This window comes from Roseixanthobacter psychrophilus (assembly GCF_043195195.1).
In the GTDB taxonomy this organism is placed as follows: Bacteria; Pseudomonadota; Alphaproteobacteria; order Rhizobiales; family Xanthobacteraceae; genus NCEH01.
Genome location: NZ_JBAFWT010000003.1, coordinates 188479 through 202137 on the forward strand (window position 1 = coordinate 188479; position 13659 = coordinate 202137).

Consider the following 13659-nt stretch of genomic DNA (forward strand, 5'->3'; position numbering starts at 1 on the left):
GGTATTGCGGGACCGCGGCCGCGAACACCTGCGCGTGATCGCCCCCGCCGGCCCGCGCCAGCGCTCAGATCTTCAGCCGCAGGGAAAGCGCCGCCATCTGGCCCAGATAGCCCGAGGGGCTGGCCTGGAGGTCGTAATGGGCGCCGAAGCTCCATCGCGCGCCCTCGAATCCCACCAGAGCGGCGCCGGCGGAGAACAGCCAGGGGGAAGCGTCGATGCCCGATGTGGCGAACGCCGCGCCGCCGCCCTGGAAGCTGGCGACGAGGGCGCCGGGGTCGCCATAGGTGTTGTAGCCGACCCCGCCATGCACGCTCACCCGCACCCCGTCGGCGATCCGGTAGTCGGCCTTGAGGTCGGAGGTGACGAACATTTCCCGGTAGAGCTGGGACTTCACCGCAAGATTGAGCGCCCCCGCCCCGCTCTCGCGATAGGCATCGGTGTCGATCTGCAGATAATCCAGCCGCACCGAGGGCGTGAGCGTGAGGCGCTCGCCCAGCGGCACGGCATATTTCAGGCCGATGCCGGCATGGCCCGAGGTGCCGTCATAGGCGGCCGTGGCGCGCGCGTTGAAGAAGGAGAGGGTGCGGCTCGCCGCATTGCGGTTGAGGCCGAGATCGAGCCGCACGTCCATCTCCAGGCCGGGTGCGAGCGCGGCGGCGCCGTAGATGCCGAGCAGATAGCTGGAAACGTCGAGGCTGCCGGGGATGGCGGCGGTGGTCCCGTCGATGCCGGTATAGGTGTAGGCGAAGAAGCCGCCGAGAATGAGCGCGGGCGAGACCGCCTGATCGAGCCCGGCGATGAACCCGCCCCCCGTGGCGCTGGAGCCCGGCGCGCCGTCGCGGGCGGATTGGCCGAGCGCAACGCCGAGCGGCCGCATCCAGGCATTTTGCGACGTGTTCTGCATCGGCGCATTCTGCATCGGCGCGCCCGGCGCGGAGCCGGCATCGCCGGCGCGCACGGCGGCGAGGCGATCCAGCACCACCTGCTGCAACAGGCGCTGGGAATTGGCGGTCGCCTGCGTCCCCTCGCCCGCCAGAACCGGCACGGTCTGGCCCAGCGCAGCGGAGAGCGCGGAGCCGGAGAGCGCATTCAGCACGCCGGTTGCGGGGGCGAACGCGCCGGTGAGGCCGGCCTCGGTGCCGGCGATGGCATAGAGGGTAGCGGCGGCACCGAGGGCGGAGCGGTTGCCCAGGGCGGCGGCGGTCTCGCCATAGGGGCGCACCACCTGGAGATAGGTCAGGTCGCCGTCGAACGTGCCGAGCGCATCATAGGCGCCGAGCAGCATCTGCGCGGTGGAGGCATCGCCCGCGATGGTGCCGTAGAGGCTATAAAGCTGGGCATTGGAGATGACGTTGTAGAGCACCTTGCCTTCGGGGGTGATGGAGCCGAGCACGGTGAAGCCGCTCGCCGCGCCATCGGGGCCCACCCCCTGCCCCCAGAAATAGCCGTTCTTGTAAGTGGTGATGATGAAGGTGCCCGGCGCCGCGGAGCCGAACAGGCCGGGGCTCACCACCCGCCAGGGGGTGCCGGCGGTCCAGGCCCATTGGGGCGAGGCATTGGTGGGCACCGGCGCCGGAGGCGGCGGGGTGAAGGTCGCGGGATCGTACGGCAGCATATAGGCCCAATGGGAGACCAGCAGGCTGGAGCCGGTGATCATCTGCATTTCCATCTCGGTGACGCCGCCGCGCGTGCGCATCTGCCCGAGGCCGATGGTGCTGGTGCCGCCGGTGGTGGGGGTGAACACCATGGTGATGGCGCCGTCCGGCGTCACCCGCCCCTGGATGTTGGAGTCCGAGGAGGTGAGCAGCGGGCCGATGGCAAGCTGGGCGCTGCTGGTGCCGGCGAACACGCCGTTGGTGGAGGGGCCGAGCGTCCACAGGGTCTGGTCGCCGATGGGGACGGGATTGGCGAAGCTGGTGCTGGGCGCGGCATAGGCCAAGAGGTTCGGCACGCCCACATACCAATTGGAATTGGAGATGGCGGCATCCCACGCGCTGCTCTGCGCCAGCGCCGGCCCGCCGCAAAGCAGAACGCCGAGAAGCCCGCCCATCGCGGCGCAAGCTCTTGCGGTCCAAGCCTTTAAGGCCGAATTCCTTAAGGCCAAAACCCCTGCCCGCCCGCCCCGCGCGGCAAACTGCCCCCGCTGCCCCATATTGCCCTCCCCTTGGGGGACACTCTCATCGGGGGCGGGGGATTCCACAAGGCGTCGGAGCGGGTTGGGCCATTTTGTTTCGGGTGGGGGAGGGTGGAGGCGCGAGGAGGCGAGCTACTCGGTTTTAGCCCTCAGGCGAGGTTGCTAAGTTTGCTCCCGGCATCTCGGTTGAACTGGAGCGAGGACGGCGCTTGCGACATCAGGCCCGTCATGACGACGCCGCGCCGGGAAAAGGGTTCGCGTACCAGACCCTGAAGCCCGTCGAGGGCGGGATCGGCGGCGGGCGCGACTGGCGTGGAATCCATGACGAACTCCTCGTTCAGGCCGCAGGCACAGCGGCCGCGTCATTTGGCACGGGATCATGGCGGAGGTCGGGGGGAAGGTTTTCGATTACCGGAAGGCGCGAACACCTGCGCGTGATCGGGGGGACCAAGCTGAGCGCCATGAGTCAGATTTTATAGCATAAAGCGATCAAGGCCATCTGGCTCACATTCCCGGCGCTTGCCCACGAGGTATAGGCCGAGCGCTAACAAGGTCTCGCCGCGGGCGGGAGCGGGATTGGCGAAGCTCATGGTGGTCCCAGCAGACGCCAGCGATTGCAGTACTGCCTCATACAGATTGGATTTGAAGATGACCACACCGCGCGCCGCTCCGCCGCAGCGCGGACGGCCGGAAGGAGGCTGCCGACGTGCACGCCCATCGCAGTCCAAGCTTAATGGCTTGATGGCGCCAACTTAACCAAGCGCCTTTGCAACAGCGGCATGAATTCTGACCTCTCCGGTCTGTGTCGGATTCGTATTACCTCGATGATACTGGTGATATATCATCTTTCCATTAGCATCTGTATACACATAATAAAAAACACCCATCATGTATAAAACATTACAAAATTCATCTAGGTCATACTTTACTCCAGCCACCCTCGCCTTTTCAAAGGCAGGCTTCATTTCACTTTTAAATTTATCAAAATTTATTTTTATACTACCATCAAATTGACCTGAAATCAACACCTTAAGCCCACGCTCGAGAACAGGCAAAGCATCCACTGGCATAAAAGCAGCGAGAGCAGATTTACTTTCTTGCCACGCCTGATATGAATATTTTTTTATTATTGCTTTATATTTATGACTCTGTATAATAACTGTGTTTCCGTCAAAACTCTGCGCCGTTTTAAAAAATCTCACTATATCCCTAGGTTTTGACCACGTGTATTCAAGCAAATCAAGGGGATCTATCTCTTTGAGGTAAGTATTAAACATATCAGTTCTAGAGAAGTTATTACCCATTGCCGCTTTAAATCGAAGAGTTATAAAATCGAATATAGGATGATTATTTGCTGCTGGGTGATGCTCCCATGTTATCGCCTCTCCGTAGGATTCTATGACATGCACAACATCTGCTTGAGCGATCTCGGGTTGGTCCAAAAACTCCTTCCGAAGCGCAATGTAGACGACAATATCAAGTCGCTCTTCAGCGAATCGTTCATTAAGAGCTTGAACTACAAGAATTGTATCGCGCACCAATGCCGCATCAGAACGTAAAGATTCCTTATCCCGGAACGCAAAATGCATTTCGTCAAAAAATAAGCGCAACTTCAACCCTTGATCACGCGCAAGTCGAACCGCCCGACTAAGCAAATCATCATTCGATTTCTTCAAAAGCTGGCCGGGATCGACCTTAATAAGTCCTTTTGTAAGCTTAGTGACATCAATTTCGTACGTTTGAACTATGTTTAAAATAGAATCAAAAGCCACCCTCAGCGCATCTTTCCCTGATTTTCCAAATAGCCTCCCCATAAAATCTCGTTCTTGAAAATTATCGTCCATTTCTACGGTCGACAATTTCGAGATCAACAAAGAAACCATAACACGCTTGATGGCATGATAATAAAATTTGCCAGTCTTTAAATTTTCTTCTTCGAGAACAGCTCCATTAATATTGCCGCTATCTACTTTTATTAATTCAGCTTCCCTCATAATTTCGCTCTTGAAAACAATAAATTCAGTACTAAACCCCGACGAAAATGCTTGCCTTTCCATATGTCTCAATATTGCCGTTTTTCCAGTGCCTTTTTGGCCTGTTACTATAAATTTCTGCCCATTTAAAAATGCGTCATAGTTATTTACTTCTGGCGGGCTCCAGGCGCGGATGTACAGCGGCTCGATATTCGAGCGTAATGAAATGATCCATTCGGCGTTCGCATCCGTCTCACCAAAATCGATTTCCCTTAAAAGTTTGGTCATTCCCCCCCCGTCGCGCGTTATTTTCAAAATATTCAACACTTCATTTAGGCCATCTCAACATTGATTCCAACGCTAATTTGCAGCACAAGATGAGGACAAGGTAATATTTTATTACAAGCGAATGCTTGATATTTCCTAGATAGGAAATCCCCCCTCAAACCTCCACCGGCGCCCACAGCACATCGTCCACGCTGCGCGCGCCGCTCGCCAGCATCGCCAGCCGGTCGAGGCCGAGAGCGCAGCCGCTGGCGGGGGGCATGAGGGCGAGGGCGGCCAAAAAGCCTTCGTCGAGGGGATAGCGCTCGCCATAGAGGCGGGCCTTTTCCGCCATCTCCACTTCGAACCGGCGGCGCTGCTCTTGCGGGTCGGTCAGTTCGCCGAAGGCATTGGCCAGTTCCACCCCGCAGGCATAAAGCTCGAACCGCTCGGCGACGCGCGGATCGGCGGGCTTGGGCCGGGCCAGCGCCGCCTCGCTGGTGGGATAGTCGCACAATAGCGTCGCCCGCCCCCGGCCGAGATGGGGCTCGATGCGCTCCACCAGCACCTTGGAGAAGATATCCGCCCAGGTGTCGTCATCCGCCACCCGCACCCCGGCGGCGCGCGCCGCCTGCGCCAGGGGGGCGGCCTGCGGCTCCTCCCCCGGCTGTGCCAGGAGCGGCGAAAGATCGATGCCGGCATGGCGGGCGAACGCCTCCACCAGAGTGAGCCGCTCGGGCGGCGCGAACGGGTCGCACTCTTGTCCGCGCCAGGAGAAGCGCGCGACGCCCCCCGCCCGCGCGGCGAGCGCCAGCAGGGCCGCGCAATCTTCCATCAGGGTTTCATAGGGCTCCCCCGCCCGATACCATTCCAGCATGGTGAATTCGGGATGGTGGGTGGCGCCCTTCTCGCGATCTCGAAACACGCGGGCCAGCTCGAAGATGCGCGTTTCCCCCGCCGCCAGCAGCTTCTTGGCCGTGAACTCCGGCGAGGTGCGCAGATAAAGCGGCGTCAAGGCGCCATCGGGCGCGCGCCAAACGGTTGAAAAGGCGTGCAGATGCGCCTCATTGCCGGGCGAGCGCTGGAGGATGGGGGTCTCGACTTCCGTAAAGCCCTGGTCCGCGAAATGGGCGCGGATGGCGTTCGTGATGCGGCCACGGGCGGCAAGGAAGGGGCGCTTGTCCTGGTGGCGATCCGGGCTCCACCAGGGGGAGGACGGGGCGCTCATCCCTGCGCACCGCGCGAATAAACAGTGGAGCGGGGCGGAAAAACACTTGCGTCGGCGCACAAAAGCGGCCGGCAAGGGTGGCGAAAAGCGAGAAGATCGCTATGTTGCGCCCCGATCAAGGGCGCCCGGGCGCCCCAAGCCGTTCGAGGAAGACATACCGTGGTCAAGGTCATCGCCAGCTCTCTGCGCAAAGGCAATGTGGTCGATATCGACGACAAGCTCTACGTCATCCTGAGCGCCGAGAACATCCATCCCGGCAAGGGCACGCCCGTCACCCAGATGGACATGCGCCGCATCTCCGACGGGGTGAAGATCTCCGAGCGCTATCGCACCACCGAGCAGGTGGAACGCGCCTATGTGGAAGACCGTCCGCACACCTATCTCTATCAGGACAGCGACGGCTACACCTTCATGAACCCGGAGAATTACGACCAGATCACCGTCACGAAAGACGTGGTCGGCGACATGGCGGTGTATCTCCAGGAAGGCATGGAATGCATGGTCTCCATGCACAACGGCGTCGCCATCGCCATCGAGCTGCCGCAGCGCGTGACCCTGGAGATCGTCGACACCGAGCCGACCGTGAAGGGGCAGACCGCCTCCTCCTCCTATAAGCCGGCCATGCTCTCCAACGGCGTGCGCACCATGGTGCCGCCCCACGTCGCCACCGGCACCCGCGTGGTGGTGATGACCGCCGACGCCTCTTATGTGGAACGCGCGAAGGACTGACCGGGATCGGGCTCCGGCTTTCGGGGGCGGGTTTCGGGGGGCGGCTCTCGGGGGCTGGTTTCGGGCGGCTGGTTTCGGGCGGCTGGTTTCACATTTTTTGAATGTATGAAAAGTGCGCGCGCCCTGGGGGTTGCGCGCATTTTTTGTTCGCCCTGGCGAACGTCTGCGGAATTTGCGAATTCCGGCTGCGAAAACCGCGAACACCGAGGATTTCTAGCCCGTTCTTCTCCGCACACCAGCGCTGGCGGCACGGCCGGGCCGGAGCGCCCGGCGCTCACCCGCGCGCGGCGAGGCCCCCCGCCTTTTCGATGAAGGCGCTCACCACCTCCACCCCCAACCCATTGCGAATGGAGGCAAAAACATAGGGCCGCCCGGCCCGCATGCGCTGGGTATCGGCTTCCATCACGGAGAGGTCGGCGCCGACCATGGGCGCAAGGTCGGTCTTGTTCACCACCAGCAGGTCAGACCGCGTAATCCCCGGCCCCCCCTTGCGCGGAATCTTCTCTCCCCCTGCAACATCAATGACATAGATGGTGATATCGGCCAGTTCGGGGGAAAAGGTGGCCGCCAGGTTGTCGCCACCGGATTCGATCAGGACGATATCGAGATTGGGGAATTTGGCCTGCATATCCGCCACCGCCCGCAGGTTAATGGAGGCGTCCTCGCGGATCGCCGTATGCGGGCAACCCCCTGTTTCCACACCAAGAATTCGCTCCGGCTCCAGCGCCCCGGCGACCGTGAGGATGCGGGCATCCTCCTTGGTGTAGATGTCGTTGGTGATGGCGCAGATATCGTACCGGGTCCGGAACGCCTTGCAGAGCGCCTCCATCAACGCCGTCTTGCCCGACCCCACCGGTCCGCCGATACCGACGCGAAGCGGACCATTTGCCGATGTGCTCATGAGCGGAACAGCCTTGTATATTGGGTTTCGTGGCGGAAGGTGCCGAGATCGGCCCGGAAGGTGGCGCTCCCCACATCATCCAGAGTGAGCAGGGGAATCTGCGCCGCCAACGCCCGCACCTGCGGCGCCAGGGCTGCGACGACCCGCGTGCCCGCGGTCTGTCCGATGGGGGCGAGGCGAATGGCGGCGGAGACCAGATTCTGCATCATCGCCAATAGGAAAGCTTCGGTGGCGGTAGGCGCGGGAACGCCGTGGGCCGCAGCCGCAAGGCCCACCGCCACGGGATAGGCCACCTCCCCCTTCAGATGCCGCGCATGGTCGATGAGTGCCGGCGTCGGCCAGGCGGCGCAGACCGCGTCGAGAAAGCTGCGCCCCTGCTGGCAGGTCTCCAGCCGCAGTTCGGCCGATGGCGCAAGCGCCACGGCAAGCGCATTCACCTCTTCCAGCCGCGCGTCCTCGTCGGCCGCGACCGCCGCCATGGCCTGGGTGAACAGGATGCCGTCATTGCGGCCAAGACCTTGGCTGAGAAGGTCTTCAAGCCACGCGCGCAGGCTCGCCTCGGTCCTGATGTCGCCGGCTTCAACCGCCCATTCCAGCCCATGGGAATAGGCATAGGCCCCCACGGGGAAGGCGGGGGACAGCCAAGCCAGCAGCGGCAGAAGATCGAGCGCCCCAGGGTGCGCACCGCCGGTGGAATCAGCCATGGCGGTGGGATTTGTCCCCGCCGTGGCTGGCATCATGAGAATGGGCGTGGTCGTGCCCACACTCGGGGCCATGAACATGGGCGGACGCACTGGCAGAAGACGCCGCGGCATGTTCGTGGGCGTGATCATGATCGTGGCGGGCATGATCGTGGTGGGCATGATCTTGGGCCTGTCCATGATCGTGGCTGTGATCGTGGCCGCAGCCGCAGCCGCAGGCGTGCGCTTCCGCGTGGCTCTCGGCATGGGCATGATGCCCCGGCTCATGAGGGTGATCGTGCCCTGCGTGGTCGTGTTCGTGTGCATGATCGTGCGCATGCCCATGGGCTTCCGCCGCCTCATAGGCGCCGCGCTCGGGCCGGAAGGGCCGCAGCACCGGGGCGGCGCTGGCGCCAAGACCGCGCACCATCTCCACCAGCACATGATCATAGGCGATATAGAGCGCGTCCTCGGTGATCTCTGTCGGCACATGCCGGTTGCCCAGATGCCAGCCCACCTTCATGAGCCGCAGCGGACTGCCGGTGCGCACCTCGATCAGTTTCTCCGGCGCAGCCTCGATGCGCACAAGGGAGCCATCCTCCAGCTTCAGCGCGTCGCCATGGTCGAGCAGCGTCGCCTTTTCCAGATCGAGCAGGAATTCCAGGCCGCTGGTCCCGGTCATGGCAACCCTGCGGCGGTGTCGCGCCTGATGATCGAGCACGATGGTGTCCACCACCTTTTCCTCGCGGACGGCAGGGCGGCGGACGACGACATTAGCGCGGAGCATGGGAGACCTCAGAACAGGAAATAGCGTTGCGCCATGGGGAGAACCTCCGCCGGCTCGCAGATGAGCAATTCCCCATCCGCACGCACGTCATAGGTCTCGGCGTCCACCTCGATATGGGGCGTGGCATTGTTGAGCACCATATCCTTCTTGCCGATACCGCCGCGCACATTTTCCACCGCCACCAGCCGCTTGGCGGTCTGGAGCTTCGCCGCCAGCCCATCCTCGATCGCCGCCTTGGAAACGAAAGTGAGGGAAGAACCGGTGCGCGCGCGTCCGTACGCGCCGAACATGGGGCGATAGTGCACAGGTTGCGGGGTCGGGATAGAGGCGTTGGGATCGCCCATCTGTGCCACAGCGATGACCCCGCCCTTCAGCACCAGGTCCGGCTTCACGCCGAAGAAGGCCGGTGACCAGAGCACGAGGTCGGCAAGCTTCCCCGCCTCGACGGAACCGATATGGCGCGACATGCCGTGCGCGATGGCGGGATTGATGGTGTATTTCGCGATATAGCGCCGCGCGCGCAGATTGTCGTTGTCGCCAGTTTCGCCCGGCAAGGCGCCGCGCTGGCGCTTCATCTTGTCCGCCGTCTGCCAGGTGCGGATCACCACTTCACCCACGCGGCCCATGGCCTGGCTGTCCGAACTCATCATGGAGAGCGCGCCGAGGTCGTGGAGAATGTCTTCCGCGGCGATGGTTTCCTTGCGGATGCGGCTTTCGGCGAAGGCGAGATCCTCGGCGATCGAGGGGTCGAGATGGTGGCACACCATGAGCATGTCCAGATGCTCGTCGATGGTGTTGCGGGTATAGGGCCGGGTCGGATTGGTGGAAGACGGCAACACGTTCGGCAGGCCTGCCACCTTGATGATGTCAGGCGCATGCCCGCCGCCCGCCCCTTCGGTATGGAAGGCGTGGATGGTGCGGCCCTTGAAGGCGGCGATGGTGTCCTCCACGAAGCCGCTTTCGTTCAGCGTGTCCGAATGGATCATCACCTGCACGTCGAAGGCATCCGCCACCGAGAGGCAGCAATCAATGGCAGCGGGAGTGGTGCCCCAATCCTCATGCAACTTTAGCGCGCAAGCCCCTGCTCGCACCATCTCCTCCAGCGCCGCCGGTAGCGAGGCATTGCCCTTTCCTGCGAAGGCGAGGTTCATGGGAAAGGCGTCCGCCGCTTCGATCATGCGGGCAATGTGCCAGGGACCGGGGGTGCAGGTGGTGGCGAAGGTGCCTGTGGCCGGGCCGGTGCCGCCGCCCAGCATGGTGGTGATGCCCGAGGCCAGCGCCTCCTCGATCTGCTGCGGGCAGATGAAATGGATGTGGCTGTCAAAGCCGCCAGCGGTCAGGATCTTGCCTTCACCCGCAATCACTTCCGTGCCGGGGCCGATGATGATGTCTACCCCGCTCTGCACGTCGGGATTGCCCGCCTTGCCGAGCTTCACGATCAGCCCGCCGGAAAGGCCAACGTCGCATTTCACGACCCCCCAATGGTCCAGCACCACGGCATTGGTGATGACGGTGTCAACCGCGCCGTTGGCGTTGGTCACCTGGCTCTGGCCCATGCCGTCGCGGATCACCTTGCCGCCGCCGAACTTCACCTCTTCGCCATAGATGGTGAAATCCTTCTCGACCTCGATGATGAGCGAAGTGTCGGCGAGGCGGATCTTGTCGCCGGTGGTGGGGCCGAACATGTGGGCATAAGCGGAACGGGGCAGATGGGCGGGGGTAGACATGGGCTCATCCTTGTCAGAACCGAGCGTCTCGGTTCACGTCAGGCGATGGTTTCGGGCGGTCAGACCGCTTGAAAAAATGCCGTGGTCGGCATTCCGGCACGATAGCGCTTACAGTTTTCCCGCTACCGCGCCCCGGAAGCCGAACACTTCACGCTTGCCGCCGAAGGGCACCAGCGTCACCTCCCGCGTCGCGCCCGGCTCGAAGCGCACGGCGGTGCCGGCGGCGATGTCGAGCCGCATGCCGCGGGCCTGATCGCGGTCGAATGCGAGCGCCGGGTTGGTCTCGAAGAAATGATAATGGCTGCCCACCTGAATCGGACGGTCGCCGGTATTGGCGACGGTGAGCGTCACCCGCTCGGCGCCTTCATTGAACACGATCTGGCCGGGCACGGTGGTGACCTCCCCCGGCACATCGTCCGACGCTTCTCCACGGATGGGGTGGTGAACCGTCACGAGCTTCGTACCGTCTGGAAAGGTCGCCTCCACCTGGATGTCGTGGAGCATTTCCGAGATGCCGGGCATTACTTGCTCCGTGGTCAGCACATGGGCGCCCGCCGCCATGAGATCGGCGACCGTGCGGCCATCGCGTGCCCCTTCCACCACGAAATCGGTGATGAGCGCCACCGCCTCGGGGAAGTTCAGCTTCACCCCACGGGCGAGGCGCTTGCGCGCCACCTCGGCGGCCATGGCGATGAGCAGCTTGTCCTTTTCGCGCGGCGTCAGCAGCAAGGCCTATCTCCTCAGGAAGCCCAGACGCGGGGCAATGGCGCGCCCCTGAACGTCATCAGAAACGAGGTCGCGTCCCGCCGCAACATCTCGATGTCGTCGGCGAGCCAGCGCACCACAAGAAGTCCATTCCACGCGCTGGCGCCGCATTCGCTCGCGCAGGCGCCAAGCGCCTCTCGCACGGCATCGAGCCGGGCTTCCGCGTCGGGCGCCACATAGAGCAAGGTCGCCAGCGCATGCCGGCCATTGGCGATGGCCGGGCGCGCCAGCATCTCTCCAATGGGGCCATCGATCCGCAGCGCATCCGCATAGATCAGCCCACCGCCGCGCCGGACCCGCCATTGGTCGACAAGCGCGCCGCCTGACATGGTCTCGCCCCGCGCGGCGCGCCCGAAAACCAGCGCCTCGAAGGCCAGGAACGTGCTCGAAGGATCAAGCTCCACCTCGTAGCGGCGGGTGAGGCGGGCCTGATCGAACAGGATCGTCTCTTGCGGCAGCCAATGCAGCGCGGCACCGGCGCCGGCGGCAAGACGCACATGGATCTCGGCCTGATCTGAGTCAGAGCGATAGACCTTCTCCGCAGCCGGGGTGGAGACCGTCAGCCGGGCGGCGGCGCGCGCCTCCATCTCGATGGTGAAGCGATCGCCGCAAGCGACACCACCGGCGGTGTTCACCATCACCGCTTCCATATCGCCGCCATCACTGCGCGGGATGCGCCCTCGCAAGGCGCCCTGCTCCGCCAATTCCACAAGATGCGTGCGCGCGCGCGACCCAGCGGCAACGAGCCGAAGGCGGCCTTCGCTGCGTTGGCGCTTCGGCGTGTGAGCCACGATGGCCGGGGGCAATTCCTCAGATCGCCATGAGGCGGCGGACATCGTCCCCATCAAGCCCGCTCCGGTCCCCGCTCGCCACCACCTCGCCACGCTCCATCAGGATGAAGCGGTCGGCAAGGTCGCGGGCGAACTCGAAATATTGCTCCACCAGTACGATGGCGATGTCGCCCTTGTCGCGCAAATAGGAAATGGCGCGGCCGATATCCTTGATAATGGAGGGCTGGATTCCCTCCGTCGGCTCGTCCAGCACCAGCAGGCGCGGGCGCGTCACCAGGGCACGGCCGATGGCCAATTGCTGCTGCTGCCCGCCGGAGAGATCGCCCCCGCGCCGGCCCAGCATGGACCGCAACACCGGGAACAGCTCGAACACCTCGTCCGGCACATATTTGTCCTTGCGGGCGAGGCGGGCGAACCCGGTCTCGAGATTTTCCTTCACGCTGAGCAGCGGAAACACCTCGCGTCCCTGCGGCACGAAGCCGATGCCGAGCGCGGCCCGGTCCGGCGTCGGCAGGCGGGTGATGTCCCGCCCATCGAAATTTATGGAGCCGCCGGCGATCGCCCTCTGGCCGACGATCGCGCGCAGCAGCGAGGTCTTGCCGACCCCGTTGCGGCCGAGCACGCACGTCACCTGCCCCGGCATCGCCTCCAGCGACACGCTGCGCAAGGTGTGAGCCGCGCCGTAATAGAGATCGAGATTCTCGACCTTCAGCATGGGAGGTCTCCTCCACCAAGTAGGTGAACCCCCCTTCCCCCTTGAGGGGGCGGGTTGGGGTGGGGGGTATGACGCCGCCTGCAAACCCTGCCGCAAGGCAAGTGGAGAGATACCCCCCACCCTGCCCTCCCCCTCAAGGGGGGAGGGTTCTCGGTGAGCAAGTGGGCGAGGAACGGAAGAGCACCCACCCTCATCTCCCCAGATAGACTTCGATGACGCGCTCGTCGGCGCTCACCTGATCGAGCGGCCCTTCGGCCAGAACGGAGCCCTCGTGCAGCACCGTCACCTTCACGCCGAGGTCGCGCACGAACTGCATATCGTGCTCCACCACCACCACGGCGCGGGTCTTGGCGATCTCTCGCAGCAATTCGGCGGTGTCGGCGGTCTCCTGGTCGGTCATGCCGGCGGCGGGCTCGTCCACCAGCAGAAGCCGCGGCTCCTGCGCCAGCAGCATGCCGATCTCCAGCCATTGTTTCTGCCCGTGGCTGAGCTCGGAGGCCTTGCGCGCGCGATGATCCTTCAGGCGGATGCGCTCCAGCAGCGCGTCGATGCGCTCGCGCTCATGCGCCGTGCGGCGCCAATAGATATTGGAGAAGGGCCGCCGATCCGCCTTCACCGCCAGCAGCAGATTGTCTTCCACCGTGTGCATGTCGAACACGGTCGGCGTCTGGAACTTGCGGCCGATGCCGAGCTCGGCGATGGCCGCCTCGTCCAGGCGGGTGAGGTCATGTATCCCGGCGAACAAGGCCTCGCCCTTGGTGGGACGGGTCTTGCCGGTGATGACGTCCATCATGGTGGTCTTGCCGGCGCCGTTGGGGCCGATGATGGCCCGCATCTCCGCTTCCTCGATGGTGAGCGAAAGCGCGTTCAACGCGCGGAAGCCATCGAAGACGACCGAGACATTGTCGAGATAAAGCAGCGATTGCGTGAGGCTCTGGGAGAGGCCTTGGCTTGCTTCCATCATC

13 protein-coding genes are annotated in these 13659 nt (G+C 63.3%); 1 reads left to right on the forward strand and 12 read right to left on the reverse strand.

Annotated elements, in window-relative coordinates:
• Window positions 1–64: 64 nt before the first annotated feature.
• From V5F77_RS04880 to epmA, 4 genes are all read right to left on the reverse strand, one after another.
• Window positions 65–2050, reverse strand: a complete 1986-nt coding sequence (locus tag V5F77_RS04880) for an autotransporter family protein (RefSeq protein ID WP_429004204.1) — start codon at window positions 2048–2050, stop codon at window positions 65–67.
• 233 nt (window positions 2051–2283) lie between these two features.
• The gene (locus V5F77_RS04885) at window positions 2284–2457 is read right to left on the reverse strand and encodes a hypothetical protein (protein WP_429004205.1); all 174 of its coding nucleotides are present in this window, start codon (window positions 2455–2457) and stop codon (window positions 2284–2286) included.
• Window positions 2458–2886: 429 nt separating this feature from the next.
• A complete protein-coding gene (locus V5F77_RS04890) occupies window positions 2887–4395 on the reverse strand; it encodes a P-loop ATPase, Sll1717 family (RefSeq protein ID WP_429004206.1) in 1509 nt (502 codons plus the stop codon).
• A 154-nt stretch (window positions 4396–4549) separates the two neighbouring features.
• Window positions 4550–5599: an EF-P lysine aminoacylase EpmA gene (gene epmA / locus V5F77_RS04895; RefSeq protein WP_429004207.1), complete on the reverse strand. Its 1050-nt coding sequence runs from the start codon at window positions 5597–5599 to the stop codon at window positions 4550–4552.
• Window positions 5600–5758: 159 nt separating this feature from the next.
• Between epmA and efp the strand changes: the two genes are divergently transcribed.
• A complete protein-coding gene (gene efp / locus V5F77_RS04900; RefSeq protein WP_429004208.1) occupies window positions 5759–6328 on the forward strand; it encodes an elongation factor P in 570 nt (189 codons plus the stop codon).
• Between the two features lie 274 nt (window positions 6329–6602).
• On the opposite strand, the gene ureG is transcribed toward efp, so the two are convergent.
• The 8 genes from ureG to urtD all read right to left on the reverse strand — a co-directional run bounded on the left by ureG (window position 6603) and on the right by urtD (window position 13658).
• On the reverse strand, window positions 6603–7229 hold the full coding sequence (gene ureG / locus V5F77_RS04905) for an urease accessory protein UreG (protein WP_429004209.1): 627 nt from the start codon (window positions 7227–7229) through the stop codon (window positions 6603–6605).
• A complete protein-coding gene (locus V5F77_RS04910; protein WP_429004210.1) occupies window positions 7226–7933 on the reverse strand; it encodes an urease accessory protein UreF in 708 nt (235 codons plus the stop codon). Before V5F77_RS04910 ends, ureG begins: the two co-directional genes overlap by 4 nt.
• Window positions 7926–8696, reverse strand: a complete 771-nt coding sequence (gene ureE / locus V5F77_RS04915) for an urease accessory protein UreE (protein WP_429004211.1) — start codon at window positions 8694–8696, stop codon at window positions 7926–7928. Before ureE ends, V5F77_RS04910 begins: the two co-directional genes overlap by 8 nt.
• 8 nt (window positions 8697–8704) lie before the next feature.
• Window positions 8705–10423: an urease subunit alpha gene (ureC, locus tag V5F77_RS04920; RefSeq protein WP_429004212.1), complete on the reverse strand. Its 1719-nt coding sequence runs from the start codon at window positions 10421–10423 to the stop codon at window positions 8705–8707.
• A 108-nt stretch (window positions 10424–10531) separates the two neighbouring features.
• The gene (locus tag V5F77_RS04925) at window positions 10532–11152 is read right to left on the reverse strand and encodes an urease subunit gamma (protein ID WP_429004213.1); all 621 of its coding nucleotides are present in this window, start codon (window positions 11150–11152) and stop codon (window positions 10532–10534) included.
• 11 nt (window positions 11153–11163) lie between these two features.
• Complete coding sequence (locus V5F77_RS04930) at window positions 11164–12024, reverse strand: urease accessory protein UreD (protein ID WP_429004348.1); 861 nt, start codon at window positions 12022–12024, stop codon at window positions 11164–11166.
• On the reverse strand, window positions 11999–12694 hold the full coding sequence (gene urtE, locus V5F77_RS04935) for an urea ABC transporter ATP-binding subunit UrtE (protein WP_429004214.1): 696 nt from the start codon (window positions 12692–12694) through the stop codon (window positions 11999–12001). The genes V5F77_RS04930 and urtE overlap by 26 nt, the downstream gene beginning before the upstream one ends.
• Before the next feature lie 190 nt (window positions 12695–12884).
• Entirely contained in the window at window positions 12885–13658 is a 774-nt protein-coding gene (urtD, locus tag V5F77_RS04940) for an urea ABC transporter ATP-binding protein UrtD (protein WP_429004215.1), read from the reverse strand.
• Window position 13659: the final 1 nt, after the last annotated feature.